At 69.9% G+C, this 18,521-nt stretch carries 18 protein-coding genes; 9 read left to right on the forward strand and 9 right to left on the reverse strand.

Annotated features, from left to right (window positions below; all coding sequences use genetic code 11):
- Positions 1-163: 163 nt before the first annotated feature.
- Both AC3WSN_RS03195 and AC3WSN_RS03200 read left to right on the forward strand, forming a co-directional pair.
- Positions 164-2,716, forward strand: coding sequence for a sensor histidine kinase (locus AC3WSN_RS03195; RefSeq protein ID WP_492536264.1), 2,553 nt, complete (start codon positions 164-166; stop codon positions 2,714-2,716).
- Positions 2,717-2,839: 123 nt separating this feature from the next.
- Complete coding sequence (locus AC3WSN_RS03200; RefSeq protein WP_492536266.1) at positions 2,840-4,072, forward strand: MFS transporter; 1,233 nt, start codon at positions 2,840-2,842, stop codon at positions 4,070-4,072.
- A 144-nt stretch (positions 4,073-4,216) separates the two neighbouring features.
- Here the strand turns inward: AC3WSN_RS03200 and tolB are convergent, their stop codons facing one another.
- The 4 genes from tolB to tolQ form a co-directional block, all read right to left on the reverse strand.
- Positions 4,217-5,554, reverse strand: coding sequence for a Tol-Pal system beta propeller repeat protein TolB (tolB, locus tag AC3WSN_RS03205; RefSeq protein ID WP_192708640.1), 1,338 nt, complete (start codon positions 5,552-5,554; stop codon positions 4,217-4,219).
- Between the two features lie 66 nt (positions 5,555-5,620).
- Positions 5,621-6,946 carry a cell envelope integrity protein TolA gene (gene tolA / locus AC3WSN_RS03210; RefSeq protein ID WP_492536268.1) on the reverse strand — a complete coding sequence of 442 codons (1,326 nt, stop codon included), beginning with the start codon at positions 6,944-6,946 and terminating at the stop codon, positions 5,621-5,623.
- Between the two features lie 10 nt (positions 6,947-6,956).
- Complete coding sequence (locus tag AC3WSN_RS03215) at positions 6,957-7,403, reverse strand: ExbD/TolR family protein (protein ID WP_492536270.1); 447 nt, start codon at positions 7,401-7,403, stop codon at positions 6,957-6,959.
- A 27-nt stretch (positions 7,404-7,430) separates the two neighbouring features.
- Positions 7,431-8,147: a protein TolQ gene (tolQ, locus tag AC3WSN_RS03220; RefSeq protein WP_192708643.1), complete on the reverse strand. Its 717-nt coding sequence runs from the start codon at positions 8,145-8,147 to the stop codon at positions 7,431-7,433.
- Positions 8,148-8,453: 306 nt separating this feature from the next.
- Between tolQ and AC3WSN_RS03225 the strand changes: the two genes are divergently transcribed.
- On the forward strand, positions 8,454-9,242 hold the full coding sequence (locus tag AC3WSN_RS03225; protein WP_492536272.1) for an HpcH/HpaI aldolase family protein: 789 nt from the start codon (positions 8,454-8,456) through the stop codon (positions 9,240-9,242).
- On the opposite strand, the gene ybgC is transcribed toward AC3WSN_RS03225, so the two are convergent.
- From ybgC to ruvB, 3 genes are all read right to left on the reverse strand, one after another.
- Positions 9,228-9,710 (reverse strand): tol-pal system-associated acyl-CoA thioesterase, encoded by a 483-nt coding sequence (ybgC, locus tag AC3WSN_RS03230; protein WP_492542994.1) that lies wholly within the window; start codon positions 9,708-9,710, stop codon positions 9,228-9,230. The two genes, AC3WSN_RS03225 and ybgC, sit on opposite strands and share 15 nt — an antisense overlap.
- A 94-nt stretch (positions 9,711-9,804) precedes the next feature.
- A complete protein-coding gene (locus tag AC3WSN_RS03235) occupies positions 9,805-10,527 on the reverse strand; it encodes a DUF4142 domain-containing protein (RefSeq protein ID WP_492536274.1) in 723 nt (240 codons plus the stop codon).
- A 369-nt stretch (positions 10,528-10,896) separates the two neighbouring features.
- The gene (gene ruvB / locus AC3WSN_RS03240) at positions 10,897-11,952 is read right to left on the reverse strand and encodes a Holliday junction branch migration DNA helicase RuvB (RefSeq protein WP_492536275.1); all 1,056 of its coding nucleotides are present in this window, start codon (positions 11,950-11,952) and stop codon (positions 10,897-10,899) included.
- Between the two features lie 249 nt (positions 11,953-12,201).
- Here ruvB and AC3WSN_RS03245 point away from each other — a divergent pair, with 249 nt between their 5' ends.
- Both AC3WSN_RS03245 and AC3WSN_RS03250 read left to right on the forward strand, forming a co-directional pair.
- Complete coding sequence (locus tag AC3WSN_RS03245; RefSeq protein ID WP_373622358.1) at positions 12,202-12,423, forward strand: hypothetical protein; 222 nt, start codon at positions 12,202-12,204, stop codon at positions 12,421-12,423.
- 154 nt (positions 12,424-12,577) lie between these two features.
- Positions 12,578-12,955, forward strand: coding sequence for a hypothetical protein (locus AC3WSN_RS03250; RefSeq protein WP_192708648.1), 378 nt, complete (start codon positions 12,578-12,580; stop codon positions 12,953-12,955).
- Here the strand turns inward: AC3WSN_RS03250 and AC3WSN_RS03255 are convergent.
- Complete coding sequence (locus AC3WSN_RS03255) at positions 12,927-13,283, reverse strand: hypothetical protein (RefSeq protein WP_492536277.1); 357 nt, start codon at positions 13,281-13,283, stop codon at positions 12,927-12,929. The genes AC3WSN_RS03250 and AC3WSN_RS03255 overlap by 29 nt on opposite strands.
- Positions 13,284-13,356: 73 nt before the next feature.
- On the opposite strand from AC3WSN_RS03255, the gene AC3WSN_RS03260 reads away from it, so the two are divergent.
- Positions 13,357-14,253, forward strand: coding sequence for a GGDEF domain-containing protein (locus AC3WSN_RS03260; RefSeq protein ID WP_492536279.1), 897 nt, complete (start codon positions 13,357-13,359; stop codon positions 14,251-14,253).
- Between the two features lie 212 nt (positions 14,254-14,465).
- Positions 14,466-15,155: a LuxR C-terminal-related transcriptional regulator gene (locus AC3WSN_RS03265; protein WP_192708651.1), complete on the forward strand. Its 690-nt coding sequence runs from the start codon at positions 14,466-14,468 to the stop codon at positions 15,153-15,155.
- A 40-nt stretch (positions 15,156-15,195) separates the two neighbouring features.
- Here the strand turns inward: AC3WSN_RS03265 and AC3WSN_RS03270 are convergent, their stop codons facing one another.
- The gene (locus AC3WSN_RS03270) at positions 15,196-16,458 is read right to left on the reverse strand and encodes a DNA topoisomerase IB (protein WP_492536281.1); all 1,263 of its coding nucleotides are present in this window, start codon (positions 16,456-16,458) and stop codon (positions 15,196-15,198) included.
- 136 nt (positions 16,459-16,594) lie between these two features.
- Here AC3WSN_RS03270 and AC3WSN_RS03275 point away from each other — a divergent pair, with 136 nt between their 5' ends.
- Positions 16,595-17,758 carry a glycosyltransferase family 4 protein gene (locus AC3WSN_RS03275; protein WP_492536283.1) on the forward strand — a complete coding sequence of 388 codons (1,164 nt, stop codon included), beginning with the start codon at positions 16,595-16,597 and terminating at the stop codon, positions 17,756-17,758.
- Positions 17,759-17,760: 2 nt separating this feature from the next.
- Positions 17,761-18,420: a class I SAM-dependent methyltransferase gene (locus AC3WSN_RS03280; protein WP_492536285.1), complete on the forward strand. Its 660-nt coding sequence runs from the start codon at positions 17,761-17,763 to the stop codon at positions 18,418-18,420.
- The last annotated feature ends 101 nt before the right edge of the window (positions 18,421-18,521 follow it).

Raw genomic sequence — 18,521 nt, forward strand, 5'->3', positions numbered from 1 at the left:
TCCCCTTCCGGGGTGATTCCGCCCCACTGTAGAGTACCGGCGAATCTTTGATCGATGGGACCGCGGCGGTCCGGAGGGATTGCCGCGGGGACGGTGCGTTCTGCGCCGCGCGATGACGCGCGCCGCTCGGACCGCCATCGATGGGTTGGGGGCAGGGCAAGCCATGGGTGTCGGTCGTGCGACACACGTTCGGATCTGCGTGGGCGCGCTTGTCCTGACCACGGCGAGCGCGGCGCTCGCTGAACTGCCCGAGGCGACCGCGGCGCATCCGGCGCGCGAGATCCACAGCGTGGCCGCTCTCGCGGTCTTCGGTGGGCTCGTCGTCTTCGCGGTGATCCTCTCGCTTCTCCACCTCTATGAGCGCAGCCGCTGGACGCGGCGCGAGCGCGAGCTGGCCGCAGCCCTCGACGTCCTGCGCGGCGCTCACGACCGCGCCGAGATGCTGCTCAACGCCGAGCGGCAGATCATCGTCACTTGGGACCGACGCAGCGAGCCGGTGGTGGAGGGCGACATCAGCCTGGCGATCCACGGCGAGCGGCCGACCTCGGGCTACGCGCGCCGGGTCCTGGCCTTCGGCACTTGGCTCATCGCCGCCGACGCGGACGCGGTCGAAGCCGCCGTGGAGACCCTGCGGGCCCGGGGCACGAGCTTCGCGCTGAGCCTCCGGACGCAGACCGGCCGGAACATCGAGGCGCACGGGCAGGCGGTGGCCGGCCGGGCGCTGCTGCGCTTGCGCGAGACCAGCCAGGAGCGCTGCGAGATCGCCGACCTGCGCGCGACCCTGGACGAGACCCGCCGCGGGCTGTCGGCGCTGTCGGGGCTCCTCGACGCGATTCCGCAACCGGTCTGGCGGCGCAACCGCGAGGGCAGCCTGAGCTGGGTCAACGCCGCCTACGTGGCCGCTGTCGAGGCGGAGAGCCGCGAGGCGGCCCTCGATGCCGGTACCGAGTTGCTCGACCGGCCGGCCCGGGAGACGATCGCCCGCGAGGAGGCCGCCCGCTCCGCCGGCCTGACCCGAAGCGTGCCGCGTCTGTCGGCCATCGTCGCCGGAAGCCGCCGCGTCCTCGACGTCTTCGAGACGAGCCTCGATACCGGTCGGGTCGGCATCGCCATCGACGTCTCGGAACTGGAGAGCGTCCGCGTCGACCTGCAGCGGCAGATGAACGCCAATGTCCGGACCCTCGACCAGCTGCCGACCGCGGTGGCGATGTTCGACGTGTCGCAGCGGCTGATCTTCCACAATGCCGCCTACCGGCAGCTCTGGGACCTCGATCAGGCCTTCCTCGACAGCCGCCCCTCCGACGGCGAGATCCTCGATCACCTGCGGGCGGAGCGGAAGCTCGAGGAGCACGCGGATTTCCGCGGCTGGAAGCAGGGTGTGCTCGCCGCCTACCGGGCCGCGGAGGCGAACCAGACCTGGTGGTACCTGCCCGACGGCCGGACGCTGCGCGTGGTCGCCGATCCGAATCCGCAGGGTGGGCTGACCTACCTGTTCGACGACGTCTCCGATCACTTGAACGCCGAGTCCCGCTACAACGCCCTGCGCCGCCTGCAGGCCGAGACGCTCGACACGCTCGCCGAGCCCGTCGCGGTCTTCGGGGCCGACGGCCGCCTGACCCTCGCCAACCGCGCCTTCTGCACCGTGTGGCGGCTCGACCCCGCCATCGTGGAGGAGCGCCCGCATGTCGACACCGTCATCCAGGCGTGCCGGTCGCTGGCGCCGGCCGAGGAGCCCTGGCTCGACATCCGCGACACCGTCGTCGGGCTGGAATCGCGGACCGCGCGATCCTGCCGCCTGGAGGTTGTGGACGGCACCGTCCTCGACTGCGCCGCACAGCCGCTACCCGAGGGCGCGACCCTCTTGACGCTGATCGACGTGACCGCGAGCGTGAACGTCGAGCGGGCGCTCACCGAGAAGAACGACGCCCTGGAGAAGGCCGCGCAGCTGCGCGACACCTTCGTGCACCACGTCTCCTACGAGCTGCGCTCCCCGCTCACCAACATCATCGGATTCACCCAGCTCCTCGGCGACGAGACGGTCGGCGCGCTGAACGAGCGGCAGCGGGAATATGCCGACCACATCATGCGCTCCTCGGCGGCGCTGCTGGTCATCATCAACGACATCCTCGACCTCGCCTCGATCGACGCCGGCTCGCTGGAGCTGCAGCGGGAGGAGGTCGACGTCCAGGCTACGGTCGAGGCCGCGGTCCGCGGCATCGAGGACCGGCTCGCCGAATCGCACATCACCCTCGCCCTCGACGTGCCGGAGGATATCGGCAGCGTCCACGCGGACGGGAAGCGGGTCCGCCAGATCCTGTTCAATCTGCTGTCGAACGCCGTGGGCTTCTCGGATGCCGGCCAACGCGTGGAGGTCCATGCCCGCAAGGACGCGCAGGATCTGGTCCTGAGCGTGCGCGATTACGGGCGCGGCATGCCGGCCGAGATCGCCGATTCCGTCTTCAACCGATTCGAGAGCCACACCCTGGGCACGCGCCATCGCGGCGTCGGCCTCGGCCTCTCGATCGTGCGGTCCTTCGTCGAGCTGCATGGCGGGCGGGTCCACCTGGAGACGGCACCCGGAAACGGGACGCACGTGACCTGCACCTTCCCGATCAGCCTCTCGGGACGCCCCGCGCGCGAACCACGCCCGGAGCCGCGACCACCGGTGCCACCCCCGGTGACCACACCGCGCAAGCCCGGGATGGCGCTGCACTGAGCGTGCCGATCCCGATCGGCCCGGCCGGATGCGCGCGGCGCGGCAGCCCGAATTTCGAGAGCGGCCCGGGACGTCCCCACCGTCAGGCTTGATTCTTGTGCCGGTCCCGCGCAGCAGGGGGACATGTCCGCACATGATCGCTCCGGCTGGGCCGTCTTCGGCATCGGCGACTTCCGCCTGTTCGGTGCGGCCCGCTTCCTCACGGGCCTCGCCTATCAGATGCAGGCGGTGGCGATCGGCTGGTTCGTCTACGACCTGACCCATTCCGCCCTGGCGCTCGGTTTCGTCGGCCTGGCAGGCTTCCTGCCGGCGGTGCTCTGCGCGCTGATCACCGGCCACGTGGCGGACGCCTACGACCGGCGCCTCGTCGGAGCCGCAGCCTTCGCGCTCCAGAGCGCGGCGAGCCTCGGCCTCCTCGCCTACGCCCTGGCCGGGTATCAGTCGGTCTGGCCGATCTACGCCCTGGTGATCCTCGTCGGCACCGCGCGGGCCTTCGCGAACCCGGCCCTCCAGGCGCTGCTGCCGACCCTGGTCCCCGGACCGCAATTCAGCTCGGCCATCGCGTGGAATGCCTCCTTGTGGCAGAGCGCGTCCGTGATGGGACCGGCTCTGGGCGGCTTCCTCTACGCCCTCGGGCCCGCCGTGGTGTTCGGCGGGGCAGGGGGCAGCTTCGCCCTGGCAAGCCTGCTGACGCTGCTGATCCGCTTTCGGCCGGCTGCGATGAGCGAGCGGCCGCCGATCACCTGGGCGGCGCTCTCGGCCGGCATCGACTACATCCGCTCGCAGCCGGTGGTGCTCGGCGCGATCAGCCTCGACCTGTTCACCGTCCTCCTCGGTGGCGCCACGGCGCTCCTGCCGATCTATGCCGGAGAGGTGCTGCATGTCGGCCCCCTCGGCCTCGGCGCACTGCGGAGCATGCCGGCCTTCGGTGCGGTCGCCATGGCCGTGCTGCTGGCGAACTACCCGCTGCGCCGCCACGCGGGGGTGCGGATGCTCCGGGCCGCGGCGGTGTTCGGCGCGGCGATCGTGGTGTTCGGCCTCTCGACCTCGCTGCCGCTGTCGATGGTCTGCCTGTTCGTCACAGGCGCGGCCGACATGATCTCGGTCTACGTGCGCCAGACTTTCGTGCAGGGCGAGACGCCGGACGCGATGCGCGGCCGGGTCTCGGCAGTGAACACGGTCTTCATCGGGGCTTCGAACGAACTCGGCGAGTTCGAGTCCGGACTTTTGGCCGCGGCCGTCGGGGCAGTTCCTGCGGTGGTGATCGGAGGCGCCGCGACGATCGGCGTGGCGCTGCTCTGGGGGCGGCTGTTCCCGGCCCTGAAGGCGCGCGACCGCCTGATGGTGCAGGGGTGACGGAACCGGTCGCGCGGCCGGGAAGATCCGACGCCGTCCTTGCGAGCGCGGCGAAGCTATTTAGGCGGCGCCGCAGTTTCCGACCGCGCGCCGCCTAAGATCACATCGCCTTTGCGCGTGACGACGGTCTGAACCGTCCTCCGCTTAGCGGCCGGCCAGGAGGGGCGACCAAGTCGGGTCGGAAGCGTAGGCGGGCGTCGGCACCGGCTGCTCCACCTTCCCGGTGATGTCGACCATGAACAGCTTGCCGCCGCCCTGGCCGCCGGGATCGCGGAAGAACAGCACGTACTGGCCGTTCGGCGCGAAGGTCGGACCCTCGTTGTGGAAGCCTTCGGTGAGGACGCGCTCGCCGGAGCCGTCGGGCTTCGACACGCAGATGGCGAAGCCGCCGTTGCGCTGGCGCGTGTAGGCGATCAGGTCGCCGCGCGGCGACCAGGCCGGCTGCGAGGCCGAACCGCCGCCGAAGGTGATCCGGTGCGGGTTCGAGCCGTCCGCGCCCATGACGTAGACCTGCTGCGAGCCGCCGCGATCGGACTCGAAAGCGATCTGCGCGCCATCCGGCGAGTAGGTCGGCGAGGTATCGATCGCCATGCCGTTGGTGATGGAGTGCTGGGCCTTCGAGGCGATGTCCATCGTCACGATGTCGGCGTTGCCGCCCTGCTGTACGCTCATGACGATTTTGCGTCCGTCCGGCGAGAAGCGCGGGCTCGCGCTCATCGAATCGACGTTGCCCAACGCCTGCCGTGAGCCGGTCTCCAGGTTGATCACCTGAACCCGCGGCTGGTGGCCGGTGGCCTGGGCCATGAAGGCGATGTCCTGCGTGGCCGGCGAGTAGCGCGGCGCCACGATCGACATCTCGCCGCTGGTGATGGCCCGAACGTTGGCGCCGTCCTGATCCATGACCATCAGGCGCTTGCGGCGGTTCTCCTTCGGGCCGGTCTCGTCGACGAAGGCGATACGGCTGTCGAACCACGGGCCGAGACCGGTGATCTTGGTGTAGACCGCGTCGGAGATCAGGTGGCCAGCGCGCCGGGCGTTGGCGGAGTCGGTGCCGTATTGCTGGCCGGTCATCTGCTGGCCGGAGGTGACGTCCCAGAGCCGGAACTCGACCTTGACCCGGCCGCCGTCGCGGACGACGCGGCCAGTGACGAGCCCCTGGATGCCGGTGGCGCGCCACTTCTCGAAATTGGGCGCCGCGTCGAAGTTCGGCTGCTCCGGGAAGCGGGCATGGTCGAGGGGCGTGAAGTAGCCGGAGCGGCGGAGGTCGTTGGTGACTACGCCGGAAACGAGCCCGCCGAGGCTCGGATCGCCGCCGAAATCCGCGATGGCGATCGGCATCGGCTGGAAGTTGCCGCCGCCGATGCGCAGCTGCAGCTGCGCCTGCGCCGGCCCCGCCAGGAAGCCCGTCAGCATCACGAGGAGCGCGATCAGGCGCGCGGCATAGGACGTCGGGCGGCGCCCGACGGAGGGGGTGTTCAGCATGGTGGGTCGGATCCGAGTGACGATCAGACGGGGACGCGGGGACGGCGGGACATCGGCTGGAAGACCTCAGGTCGCCGTGAACTCGAACTCCGCGTTGATGGCCTTCCAGTCATTGTAGTACGGCGCATAGGTGGCCGGAATGTTGTACGGCGCACAGCGGCGAACCGCCCGGAGCGCGGCCTGCGCGATCGACTGATCCACCGCACTCGCCCCACCGCGCATGATCCGCGGCTCGGTGCTGAGCGAGCCGTTCGGGTTCAGGCGGATGTCGAGCACCGGCAGGACCACGCCCTGGGCCGCGCCGGGGGGCGCCGAGTAGCAGCGCTCGATCTGCTGCTGGAGCAGGCCGACCAGGGCGTCGCGCAGCGACGGCGACAGGCGCTGGGCATTGCCGGTCGCCGCGCCCAGGGCCGCCACCTTCTGCACCGCCTGCCCGGTGGCGCCAGTCGATTGCGACGGCGCCTTCGAGGCGAGCATCGAGCGGATGTCGCCCGCGTTGAACTTGTTGGCGAGCTCGGCCTGCTTGCGCGCCTTAGCCTCCGCGTCGGCCTTGGCCTTCGCGTCCGCCATCGCCTTGGCCTTCGCCTTCGCGGCGGCTTCCGCCTTCGCAGCCGCTTCGGCCTTGGCGGTCTCCGCCTTGGCCTTCGCGGCGGCTTCCGCCTTCTCGCGCTCGGCTTCGGCCTTCGCCTCGGCGATCTCCTTCTGGCGCTCGGCTTCCGCCTCGGCCTTCGCCTTGGCGTCGGCCGCCTTCTTGGCGGCTTCCTTGGCCGCCTCGGCCTTGGCGGCCGCGGCCTTCTGAGCAGCCAGTTCGGCTTCGGCTTCCTGCTTCTCGATCAGCTTCTCCAGCTGCTCGCGCTTCTCAGCCTCGGCCTTCGCGACAGCCTCAGCCTTCGCTTTCGCCTCCGCCTTGGCGGCCGCAGCCTTTTCGGCAGCCGCCTTCTCGGCCGCAGCTTTGGCGGCTTTCTCGGCAGCCTTCTCAGCCGCCTTCTCAGCGTCGCGCTTCTCCTGAGCCGCCTTGGCGGCTTGAGCCACCTCCTGCGGGTCCGGCTCGGCGCGCAGCGGCATCTCCTCCGCGTTGGCGAGCTTCATCTCGGCCGTGCGGGTTGGGGCGGTGGGCGCGTCGGTCTTGGAATTCTCGGGCTCGCGATCCTCGAATTTCTCCGCCTTGCGATCGGCGCGCGAGGTGGCGTTCGGCATCGGCTTGTCGGCCTGCCGCTCGCCCTTGGTGATCTCGGAGAACTGGTTCTCGGTGATCACCTCGACGGGCACGCCCTCCTGGGCCTCCGGCAGGGCCGGAGCGGCGACGCTGAACAGCGCCAGCGCCAGGAGCGCGACATGGGTGCCGGCGGAGATCCAGACACCCGGTTCCTTGCGGTCGAAGCTGAACTCCACGGCAAACGCCCTACTGATGCTCAGGCTCGGTCACGAGGGCGACCTTCTTGAAGCCGCCGCCGGTCACGATCGCCATCACCTGCGCGACGCGGCCGTAATCGACCCGCTTGTCGCCGCGCACGAACACGCGCTCCTCGGTCCCGGTCTTGGCGGTCTCGTTGAGCTTGGGGACGATCGCCTCGTCGGTGAGCTCGTCCTCGCCGAGGAAGACCTGCCCGGTCTGCCGGATCGACAGGGTGATCGGCTTCACGTCGGAATTGAGCGGCGAGGCCTTCGACTGCGGCAGGTCGAGCGGCACGCCCACGGTCATCATCGGCGCCGCGACCATGAAGATGATCAGGAGCACCAGCACGACGTCGATGAACGGCGTCATGTTGATCTCGTTGATCGGACCGCCGCGGCGGCCCCGGCGCCGGCGGCGCTTTCCGCCCTGCGATGCGCCCGCTGCCATGCCCATGGATCGGTCTCCTCTGGATCTGCCGGTTCAGGCGGCGAGCGGCAGCCGCTCGTCGATCTGGCGGGAGAGGATGGCGGAGAACTCGTCGGCGAAGCCCTCCAGGCGCGACTGCGCCTTGGTCACCTCGGCCTGGAGCTTGTTGTAGGCAAGCACCGCCGGGATCGCCGCGAACAGGCCGATGGCGGTGGCGAACAAAGCCTCGGCGATGCCGGGGGCGACGACCGCCAGCGAGGTGTTCTTCGAGGCGGCGATCGAGGTGAACGCGGTCATGATGCCCCAGACCGTGCCGAACAGGCCGATATACGGGCCGGCCGAGCCGATCGACGCGAGGAACAGAAGGCGCGATTCCAGACGCTCGACCTCGCGGTGAATGGTGACGTCGAGCTGCTTCTCGATGCGCTGCGACAGGGACTGGATCTGACGGCCCGAGCCTTCGAACGAGCGCTTCCACTCCCGCATCGCGGCGACGAACACCGCGGCGAGCCCCGTGGCCGGCCGGTCGTTGAACGAGCGGAACAGCTCCTCCAGGGAGCGGCCGGACCAGAACGCGTCCTCGAACGCGTCCATCTCGGCCTTGGTCCGGCGGAACAGCAGGGTCTTGTCGACGATGATCGACCAGCACCAGATCGAGGCGCTAAGCAGCCCGACCATCACGATCTTCACGACGAAGTGGGCCTGCAGGAACAGACCGAGCAGCGTCATGTCGGCGACAGGCGCGGCCTGCATCGCGTCGGCTGGGTTCATCCGTCGAGGTCTCCTGCTCCGGATCGCGATGCGCCGGGCGAGGCCCGCGTCCGCCGGATACGTGAGCGATTTCAACGCTGTCGCCCGCGAATCTGTCGAAAGTAAGGGCCGACTCCGCCCTCAACGCCCCGCCGCCGCACCGCCTCCGTTAAGGGCGCGACAGGGTTAAGGATCGGTTTCGATCCCGGCGATCCTGAGGCGTCCCGCTGTTCGAACCGGGGCAGCGGGCTGGACCCGTCGAAACCGCGTCCGCTAAGGTCCCGGCCAGCGGCACCGAGTCGCGAGCCCTGAAACACGCAGGACCGCATGACCCTTCCCGTTCCCAGTCTGCCCGAATTGCTGCCCACCGGACCGGCGCGGTTCCTGGGCTGGTCGATGATCGCGGATCCGCTGGTGGCCGGTGCCCTGGCGCGGGCCGGCTTCGACGCGGTGCTCCTGGACCAGCAGCACGGGAGCTACGATTACCGATCCTGCTGCGCCGCGATCACCGAGGTCGCCCTCGCCGGAAAATCGACCCTGGTGCGCGTCCCGGTGGGCGACTTCGCCATGGTCTCCCGCATGCTCGACGCGGGTGCCGCCGGGATCGTCGCCCCGATGATCAACACGGTGGCTGACGCCGAGGCGCTGGCCGCCGCCGCGAAGTTCCCGCCGGTCGGCCAGCGGAGCTGGGGCCCGGACCGCGCCATGTGGTTGTCGGGTCTCCGGGACAGCTCCGCGTATCTCGCGGAGGCCAATGGGCGCGCCCTGACGATCGCCATGTGCGAGACCGAGGGGGCGATCGCGGATCTCCAGGCGATCCTGGCCGTGCCGGGCATCGACGGCGTGCTGGTCGGTCCCGCCGACCTGTCGATCGCGCTCTCAAAGGGCACGGCCTTCGATCCGCTCGGCGCCGCAGTCAGCGCCGCCCTCGCCGAGATCGCGCGCAAGACGCGTGCGGCGGGGAAGATCCCGTGTGCCTTCGCGCCGTCGCCGGCGCGGGCGCGGGAGATGGTCGGAATGGGCTACCAGCTCGTCTCGGTCGAGTACGATGCGATGACGATCGTCAACGCCTTCGCCCGGGTGCTGCGCGAGGCCGATCCGTCACGGGCCGGCTGACGGCCGATCGGCCGAAACGGTCGCGAACCGCTGCCGCAATCCATCCGGTAGGCGGACCGCGCGGCCGTCGCGCACGCAGGCGACCGTGACGTCCGCCGCGACCAGAATTTCGCCGCCGCGCCGAACCTCCTGGGCCAGTTGCATCGAGGCGCCGCGCAGGACGCGCGTGCGGGTGAGGATCGTCAGCAGGTCGTCCATCCGGGCCGGACGGACGAAATCGAGGCTCATCCGACGCACCACGAAGACGAGGCCGCGCGCCTCGCGGTGGAGTTCCGACTGGTCACCGGCGAGGTCGCGAAGCAGTTCCGTGCGCCCCCGCTCAAGGAACCTGAGATAGCTCGCGTGATAGACGAAGCCCGAGAAGTCGGTGTCCTCGTAATAGACGCGCACCGGAAGCCGATGCGGCGAGCCTCCTGCTTGGGCTCCTGCTTGGGCCGGATCGTCGTTCGCGGGCTCTGCTGCAATCATGCATTCCCTTAGCGGCGCGCCGGGCACAGGCGCAACACGACGAGGGCCGCCCAAAGGCAGCCCTCGAGTTCACGTCATCTGAAAGGCGCGCTGATCAGCCGCCGATGCGGGCCGCGAGGCTCGCCGAGTGGGCGTGCTCGTCGGCGATGTAGGGCAGGGCTTCGGTGGCGAAGCGACGGCCCTGCACGTTGTCACCCGACTTCGCGTAGGAATCGTACAGCGCCAGGGTCCGGGCATCGGACCGAGCCTGCTGGTCGATGTAGGTCCGGTCGAAAGCGCGGCCCCGCGGGGCGGACTGAAGCTGCGCGAGGCGCGCCTGACCGCGCTCGCCGAGGGCCACACGGCGACCCGGCTCGGCCGGGCTGTTGTCGACGATGCCGACCGCACCCAGAGCGCCGCCGACGATGCCGGTGCCGATGTTGGCCGCGATCGTCACCGGGGCGAGCACGAGCCCGACCGGGTTGCTCAGATCGGTCCGGATGCCCTGGTTATCCGAGACCACCGAGCCGTTGCGCGACAGGGAGGTGTTCGGCGGCAGCAGCGCGTCGGTGGTGGCCTTGCGCTCGACCAAGACGCGGTTGGCGTAGTTGCGGACGTGCGGGTTGCGCGACCGCTGCAGAGCGATGCGGCTCGCCTCGATGCTGGCGGCGTCCGAGCGCAAAGCCTCTGCGCGGAAGGCCGGTGTTTCGGTCGCGGCGGCGCCGACACCGTCCTGGTTGGCGAACGGCGACACGCGGATCGGCAGAGCGTCCTGCGCGAAAGCCGGCGCAGAGAACACGGCCGAGAGGCCGAGAACGGCGAGCGTCATCTTCTTCATGGCGGAAGTTTATCCCTGACGTTGTTCTTGGGAATGCTAAGACCAGCCGAGAGCCGAGGGGCAGGGCCTCGATGACGGCAGCCTCACCTGCGCCAAACGAACGTGGCGCGGTCGCCTCCACAACTGGCGCATCTTCATGCTGTTCCATGAAACATCGCAGTTTTCCGCCGACGGATCTTGCCCGAAGACCACCACAAGCTTGGCAATATTATCTCGGATCCATGTCGGAAACAGGCGTCGTTGCAGTCAGTTACATCCGACGCACAGCAAAAAGCTCGCGGAAGAGCGCAGTGAAATCCAGCTGTCGCATTATGAAACGCGCGAAACGCAGGACTGATCGCGGCGCATGGGTCCGGCGTTTCTTCCGCGTCAGTCTTCGTTGTCTTCGAGCAGCCCGAGTTGCCCGCCCAGGTCACGTTTCGGCACGGCGAGGCCGAGATGGCGGTAGGCGTGCCTGGTGAGGATGCGGCCGCGCGGGGTTCGCTGCACGAAGCCGCGCTGGATCAGGTAGGGCTCGATGATGTCCTCGATCGCGTCGCGCGGCTCCGACAACGCCGCCCCGATCGTCTCGATGCCCACAGGTCCGCCCCCGAACGAGCGCGCGATCAGGCTCAGGTACTTGCGGTCCATCACGTCGAGACCCGCCCCGTCCACGTCGAGCAGCTGCAACGCCCGGTCGGCGATCGCCCGCGTCACCGTCTCGGCCTCCGCCACCACCGCGAAGTCCCGCACCCGCCGCAGCAGCCGACCCGCGATCCGCGGCGTGCCCCGCGCCCGCCGGGCGATCTCGTTGGCGCCCTCCGCCGACATCCCTAGGCCCAGCACCCGCGCGCCGCGCGCCACGATCTGCTCCAGCTCGTCGATCTCGTAGAACTCCAGCCGGATCGGGATCCCGAACCGGTCGCGCAGCGGCGTGGTCAGCAGGCCCGCCCGCGTCGTGGCGCCGACCAGCGTGAACTTGGGCAGCTCGATCTTGACCGAGCGCGCCGCCGGGCCCTCGCCGATGATCAGGTCGAGCTGGTAATCCTCCATGGCCGGGTAGAGGATCTCCTCGACTGCCGGGTTGAGCCGGTGGATCTCGTCGATGAACAGCACGTCGCGCTCGTCGAGGTTGGTCAGCTGCGCGGCCAGATCCCCGGCCTTGGCGATCACCGGACCCGACGTCGAGCGGAAGTTCACCCCGAGCTCGCGCGCCACGATCTGGGCCAGCGTGGTCTTGCCCAGGCCCGGCGGGCCGACGAACAGCACGTGGTCGAGCGCCTGCCCGGTCTTCCTCGCCGCCTCGATGAAAATCTGCATGTTCGCCCGCGCCGCCCGCTGGCCGATGAACTCGGACAGGCTCAGCGGGCGGATCGTCTGATCGACGTCCTCGGTGCGCTTCTCCGGCGTCAGGAGGGCGTTGGTCGGGGGCTTCGGCTTGCTCATGAACCCTTGCGTGTTGGACCGGACCTTGCCGCACCCGTTCGTGGCGCGGTGCAGGGGCTTCCGGCAGCCGTCGTATCCGGTTTTGTTCCTCCTTACCCGCGAACGCGCGGAAATCTAAGCGGTGCTCGGGCGGACGTGCCGCGACGCACCAACCGTCGCGGTCGATGAAACCGATTTGGGCGCCCGTGCATTCAAGGAACGATCCCCCAAGCACGGCCGCAGAGCGCTTTTCCCGCCATGATGATCCGTATGTCCGTAGCTGGCGCGTCCGGCGCCGTTCTCCTCCTGGCCAACCTCGCCGCCCAGGCCGCGACAGCCCCGGCCGAGACGAAAGTCGCGGAAGCCGGCGCCCAGGTTCATCCCGCTGCCGTGGTGGAGCGGGACGATGACGCGATCTGCAGCCGGGCACGCCGCCGCCTCTGGATCGAGGGCGAGGGCTGGGTCGTCCGGCGGATCACCACCTGCCGCTGAGATCGGCCGCGGCAATCCGCAGGGTATGGAGTGAGCGTTACGCACTCTCCGCGGCTGGAGCGCCGGAACGGCCGGTGGTCCGGTTCGTTCCCCAACAGCCCGCCCCAGCATCCCGCGCGACCCGATCGCGCCGACGCGCATCGGAGCCGACGCCATGGCGCCCCGGACGACCCTCGCACTTCTCGCCCTGCTCCTCGCCGCGCCGGCTTCGGCCCAGGGCTTCCGCAGTGTCGATGCCTATGGTCCGGCCTATGCCGGCGAGGACGGCTTCGCCGGCAACTTCGTGCGCGGGACCTATATCGGCGCCCCCCTGACGCGCGTGCCGCGCCCGACCCAGATCGTTCCCGCGCCGTGGAGCTACGGCACGTACGGGATCCCGACGGTGACGGGCATCGCGGCGCCTCCGGCCGCGCAGCCGACCCTGACGGTCATCAATGCCGGCGAGTCGACCGCGCGTCATCGCGGGCGCGAGACCGCTGGCGGTCGGCCCTCCGGCCCTCAGATCATCTCGGTTCAGGTTCCCCGGCGCTGAGCGCGGCGTACCACGCCGCATAGGGAGTGGTGCGGACCATGCGTCGGTTGAGATCCGGCGCACCGTCCGGCCACCAGACCGGCCCGCGCTCACCCAGCGCGACCTTGGCGGCGTCAACCTCGGCGCGGGCGGCGGTCAACGCCTCCGCCGCGCCGGCATCGTTGTCGCGCTCGGCCTGCTTGGCGGCCTTCACGGCCCGGCGTGCTGCCATCAGCCGTACGATCAACGCCTGCCGCTCTTCCGGAGACAAGTTGGGATCTGTCCGCCGCCAAAGTCGATCACGGACAACGATATAGCGCTGATCGGGAGTGGTTATGGCCGCGCTCATCCTGAAATTCAGCCCGTTTGGGGTGGGTTAAGTCTTCCGGCTTACACCGTGGATATCAATCCCGGGTCACGCCATGCAGATCGTCATCGTCGACTCGAGCCGTGTCGTGCTTCAGATCATCGCCTCGCTGATCGAGCCGCGGGGCCACGACGTGCACGCCTTCACGGATTCCGCGCAGGCCTTGGACTTCCTCGCCGCGACGCCGGCGGTCCGGGTCCTGATCACCAGCCTTGAGGTTCGGCCGCTCTGCGGGCTCGAGCTCTGCTGGTCGGCGCGCCTGCTCGCCGAGGGGCGCGGCCCCCTGCACGTCATCACCATGTCGTCGGCGCGCAACGTCCGCAGCCTGGCCGAGGCGCTCGACAGTGGCGCCGACGATTTCATCGAGAAGCCGCCCAGCGCCGAGGAGCTGAACGCGCGGCTGCGGGCGGCCGAGCGCCTGACCACGATGCAGGAGGAGCTGATCCGTCTGGCGGAGACGGATCCGCTGACCGGTTCCTACAACCGGCGTGCCTTCTTCAACCGGGCGCGCAAAGCTGCCGAGCAGAGCCGGCGCTCCGGGGGCGTTTCGGCCATTCTGCTCGATATCGATCACTTCAAGCGGATCAACGACGAGCACGGGCACGATGTCGGCGATGTCGCCATCAAGGCCGTGGCCGATCTGATCTCCGGGGCCGGCATCGCCGGCCGACTCGGCGGCGAGGAATTCGCCGTCATCCTGCCGGGATGCGGTCTCTCCCTGGCTCTCGCGCGCGCCGAAAGCCTGCGTGTGGGCGTTCAGGCGCTCCACATCCCGGGCAGCAAGGGCCCGATCCGGCTGACCTGCAGCTTCGGTGTCAGCAGCTGGGTCGACGGCGACAGCGTCGAGGCCCTGATCAAGCGTGCCGACGTCGCGCTTTATGCGGCCAAGAGCGGCGGCCGCAATCAGGTGGTCCCGTATCAGGGTCATGACGGCGTGGCGGTCGCCAGTTGAAACAGCCCGACTGCCCCAGATCGGCACAGCCGGATTAGCACATCCCGATACCTGCCCCAGATCGGGGCAGGGATTCGCCCAGGTGCGGCGAACGTGCATCGATTCTGCCAATATAAAGCTTAATATTCGCCCGTTTCCACTGGAACGGTTCTTGGAACTTGGCCTTCGATCCCGGCCACCTGTACCATGTCGGGAGAGAAAGGTGCGAGGTCATGAGTACGGCCGTTGGCGTCCTAATCCTGGATGAGCCGCAGGACCTGAGCGCGACTGTTCGCGCCACTCTGGAGCACATGCCGGAATTTCACACGATCGGCGAGGCAGACCTGGAACAGGCCGATGCCGGGAGCGCGGTCGCGCTGATCTTCCTGGATGAGATCCGGCTGGCCGATGGGATCGCACGCCTCGTCGGTCTGAAGGAGCGCCAGCCGAACCTGCGCACGCTGGTGGCGTTCGGCGCCCTCACCGCCGACGACCTGCGCGCCCTCCTGGCTGCGGGTGCCGATGCCTTCGTCGCCCGCTCGAAGTCGCCGCGGGACCTCGGTGCCGCGCTGCTCGCGCTCGCGGAGGGCTCCGAGTGTCTGGTGCCGCCGGAGCAGCCCCTGCCCATGCCGACCGGTCCCGGCGACAGCCTTGGGCTGACACCGCGTGAGGCCGAGGTGCTGCGTTTCCTCAGCTCCGGCTTCAGCAACAAGGAGGTCGCACGGCGCCTGGCTCTCAGCGTCCGGACGGTGGAAACCCACCGCCTCAACCTGCGCCGCAAGACCCAGACCGGGCGGCTGAAGGACTTGGTCTCTCTCGCGCGTCAGCTCGGCCTTGCGCCGGTGGTGGACAGCGGCGAGCAGGCCCGGCGCGGCACGACCAGCGGGCCCGCGTCGAGCAACGACAATTCGTTCCGGCACTGACGGGGACAGCGCGCGGGCTCGTCGGGGGTGCAGGACAGCGTCAGGCGGCGCCGGCCTGCGGTCTTCCCTGAGCGCGCGATCGCGGCTTCTCCTTCGCGGTCGACGGAGTGCGGGCGGCACCCGCTCTCTTCGCTGCCGCCTTGGCGGCGGGCTTGCCGCGCGATGTCTTCGCGTTCGGGCCCTGCGTCGCCGCGGGCTTGACCAGCTGCCCCGCTCGGACGTCGTCCTCGGCCGCGGCCAGCCGCGACTGGAGCAGCCCGAGAACTGCGGCCTCCTCGGGTCGAAGGCTCGATAGATCCTCACTCAACTCCGACTCGACCGCGTCCTTCACCTGAAGGAGCAGCCCGCCCTCCAGGTAGCAATCGAGAACCTGAGGATGGATGTAGCATTTGCGGCAGATCGTCGGCGTGTTGCCGAGGCGGCTGGCGACGCTCTCGATCGCGGCCCTGAGATTGCGCTTGGCGCCAGCCTCGCTGTCGAAGCTCTCGAACTCGCGCAGGGCCAGAGCGGCCAGGACCGTGCCGGCCCAGGTCCGGAAATCCTTGGCGGTGAAGTCCTCGCCGGTGATCTCGCGCAGGTACGCATTGACGTCCGACGAGGTCACGTCGCGCTGGGTGCCGTCCGCGTCGAGGTACTGGAACAGCTCCTGACCGGGGAGGTCCTGGCAGGCCTTCACGATGCGGGCGACGCGCCGGTCCTTGAGCGAGACGTCCCAGGTCTTGCCGCTCTTGCCCTTGAAGCGGAACGACAGGGCCGCACCCTCGATCCGGACATGGGGATCGCGCAGGGTGGTGAGCCCGTAGCTCTTGTTGGTGCGCGCGTAGTCGTCGTTGCCGACGCGGATCAGCGTCGTCTCGAGGAGGTGGACCACCGTGGCCAGCACCTTCTCGCGCGAGAGTCCCGGCCGCTTCATGTCGGCATCGACCCGCCGACGGATGTCGGGCAGGGCGTTCGCGAAGGCCATGATGCGCGAGAACTTGTTGGCCTCCCGCGCCTGCCGGAAATCCGGATGGTAGCGGTACTGCTTCCGGCCCTTGGCGTCCCGGCCGGTCGCCTGGATGTGGCCGTTGCTGCGTGGGCAGATCCAGACATCCGTATAGGCCGGCGGCACCGCGAGAGACCGGATGCGGGCCAGGACCTTCTGGTCCCGAACCGGTGCGCCCTTCGCATCAAGGTAGCGGAAGCCGGTGCCGCTGCGCTTGCGTGTCAGGCCCGGGCGGCTGTCGTCGACATAGACCAGCCCGGCCTCCTCCGCCGCCGCGCGCAGGTCTCCGCCGCTCTCGACCGTCCCGACATCCGCCATCGCCTGCCCCTCCCGATTACGCCGCCGGGCTGCACGCCCCGCGAGAAGGCCTTGGTCAACCGGCAGCGTGGGCCGGCCGTTCCGGGCCTGCGCATCCGCCGCAGGACGCGCCGCGGGGCCGTGTTAGAGGAACGCCATGGCCTCTGAATCCGCCTCCGAAAACCTGCCGGCCCCGATGCGGCGCCTCGTCTTCGTCGTGACCGAGGACTGGTTCTTCGCCTCGCACTTCCTGCCAATGGCGCGGGCCGCCGTGGCCATGGGTCTGGCGGTGGCGGTGGTCACCCGGGTCCGGGCGCACCGCGCCGCCATCGAGGCGACCGGCGCGCAGGTGGTGCCCCTGGAGGCGGAACGGGCGAGCCTCAACCCCATGGCCGCCGGCTACGCGGCCGGTCAGCTCGCCGCGATCCTGAAGGCGCTCCGGGCCGACATCGTCCACTGCATCGCCCTGCGCGGCATCCTGATCGGCGGCACGGCCGCCGCCATGGCAGGGATCCCGGCCCGGGTCTACGCGCTGACCGGGCTGGGCCTTATGGGTGCCCGGCAGGACCGGATCGGGCGGGCGGCCCGGCTCGGCCTGCGGACGCTGATCCGGGGCCCGCTGGCCTCGACGCGCACCCGCTTCCTGTTCGAGAACCCGGACGATGCCCGCGCCCTCGGGCTCGATCCGCTCGACCAATCGGTCACGGTGATCGGCGGCGCCGGAGTCGATCCGGCGGACTTCGTGCCCCAACCGCTGCAGGCGATGCCGCCGTTGCGGGTGGCCGTCGTGGCCCGCATGCTGTGGTCGAAGGGCGTGGACGTGGCCGTGGAGGCGGTCCGCCTCGCCCGCGCGCAGGGCGCGCCGGTCGAGCTCGCCCTCTTCGGCGCACCGGATCCGTCGAACCGGCGCGCGATCGCCGAGGCAACGCTGCGGGACTGGAGCCGCGACGGCGTCGCGTGGCACGGACCGACGGCCGATGTCGCCTCGGTCTGGGCCCATCACCACGTCGCGTGCCTTCCCTCCCGGGGCGGCGAGGGCCTGCCGCGGGCGTTGCTGGAGGCAGCCTCCTGCGGCCGGGCCCTGGTCGCGTCGGACGTCCCGGGCTGCCGCAGCCTCGTGCGCGACGGTGTCGAGGGTCTGCTCGTCCCGCCGGACGACGCGCCCGCCTTGGCGCGTGTCCTCGTGCGGCTGAGCGGCGACGCCCGCCTTGTCGCCGATCTGGGCGCGGCGGCGCGGTCGCGGATCGAGGCCGGCGGCTTCACCGAGGCCGCGGTGACCGACAGCGTTCGCGCCGTCTGGCGCGACCTGCTGGGCGCCTGATCGTGCACGCGCCCGACGATCCGACCAACTTCATCCGCGCCAACACCCGCCCGCTGCCCGTGCCCCACGCCCCCGAGATCCGGCTCCACGTGGCCGACGAGGCGACCGCGTTGTGGCAGCGGACCGAGGACGAGCTGCAGACGATCGGCCTGCCGCCGCCGTTCTGGGCCTTCGCCTGGGCGGGCGGACAAGCCCTCGCCCGCTATGTCCTGGATCATCCCGATGTCGCGGCGGGCGCGCGCGTGGTGGATTTCGCCTCGGGTTCCGGCCTGGTGGCGATCGCCGCGGCGCGTGCCGGTGCGCGGCATGTCATCGCCAGCGACCTGGACCCGTTCGCCGTGGCGGCGATCCGTCTGAACGCCGCCGCCAACGCCGTCGCAGACCGCATCGCGGCCGTGTCCGGTAATCTCCTCGAGACGGACCCTGGGGTCGATCTCGTCCTGGCGGCCGATGTCTTCTACGAGCGCGACCTCGCCGAAGCCGTGACAGGATGGCTCACCGGCCTCCAGGCGAAGGGCACCACGGTTCTGATCGGCGATCCGGGCCGGACGTACCTGCCGCGGGACCGGCTCGAATGCCTGGCAACCTACGCGGTGCCCGTCTCGCGATCCCTGGAAGATTCCGAGATCAAGCGCAGCCACGTCTGGAGGCTGCGGCCGTGAGGCTTCGTCGTTCTGCAACGAAATGGCGGCGGCGCGCGGATGCGTCGAGTGTTCATCCGGAGGGGTAATGCGCTACCGTCACGTAGCCCGAGGCGCGTCCG

The sequence above is a fragment of the Methylobacterium sp. FW102-HT35C08 genome, from assembly GCF_058790235.1.

Bases quoted from the DNA above. Each gene is read 5' to 3' on its own strand.
- AC3WSN_RS03195 (WP_492536264.1), top strand. From the start codon at position 164: ATGGGTGTCGGTCGTGCGACACACGTTCGGATCTGCGTGGGCGCGCTT.
- AC3WSN_RS03200 (WP_492536266.1), top strand. From the start codon at position 2,840: ATGTCCGCACATGATCGCTCCGGCTGGGCCGTCTTCGGCATCGGCGAC.
- tolB (WP_192708640.1), bottom strand. From the start codon at position 5,554: ATGCTGAACACCCCCTCCGTCGGGCGCCGCCCGACGTCCTATGCCGCG.
- AC3WSN_RS03215 (WP_492536270.1), bottom strand. From the start codon at position 7,403: ATGGGCATGGCAGCGGGCGCATCGCAGGGCGGAAAGCGCCGCCGGCGC.
- tolQ (WP_192708643.1), bottom strand. From the start codon at position 8,147: ATGAACCCAGCCGACGCGATGCAGGCCGCGCCTGTCGCCGACATGACG.
- AC3WSN_RS03225 (WP_492536272.1), top strand. From the start codon at position 8,454: ATGACCCTTCCCGTTCCCAGTCTGCCCGAATTGCTGCCCACCGGACCG.
- ybgC (WP_492542994.1), bottom strand. From the start codon at position 9,710: ATGATTGCAGCAGAGCCCGCGAACGACGATCCGGCCCAAGCAGGAGCC.
- AC3WSN_RS03235 (WP_492536274.1), bottom strand. From the start codon at position 10,527: ATGAAGAAGATGACGCTCGCCGTTCTCGGCCTCTCGGCCGTGTTCTCT.
- ruvB (WP_492536275.1), bottom strand. From the start codon at position 11,952: ATGAGCAAGCCGAAGCCCCCGACCAACGCCCTCCTGACGCCGGAGAAG.
- AC3WSN_RS03245 (WP_373622358.1), top strand. From the start codon at position 12,202: ATGTCCGTAGCTGGCGCGTCCGGCGCCGTTCTCCTCCTGGCCAACCTC.
- AC3WSN_RS03250 (WP_192708648.1), top strand. From the start codon at position 12,578: ATGGCGCCCCGGACGACCCTCGCACTTCTCGCCCTGCTCCTCGCCGCG.
- AC3WSN_RS03255 (WP_492536277.1), bottom strand. From the start codon at position 13,283: ATGAGCGCGGCCATAACCACTCCCGATCAGCGCTATATCGTTGTCCGT.
- AC3WSN_RS03260 (WP_492536279.1), top strand. From the start codon at position 13,357: ATGCAGATCGTCATCGTCGACTCGAGCCGTGTCGTGCTTCAGATCATC.
- AC3WSN_RS03265 (WP_192708651.1), top strand. From the start codon at position 14,466: ATGAGTACGGCCGTTGGCGTCCTAATCCTGGATGAGCCGCAGGACCTG.
- AC3WSN_RS03270 (WP_492536281.1), bottom strand. From the start codon at position 16,458: ATGGCGGATGTCGGGACGGTCGAGAGCGGCGGAGACCTGCGCGCGGCG.
- AC3WSN_RS03275 (WP_492536283.1), top strand. From the start codon at position 16,595: ATGGCCTCTGAATCCGCCTCCGAAAACCTGCCGGCCCCGATGCGGCGC.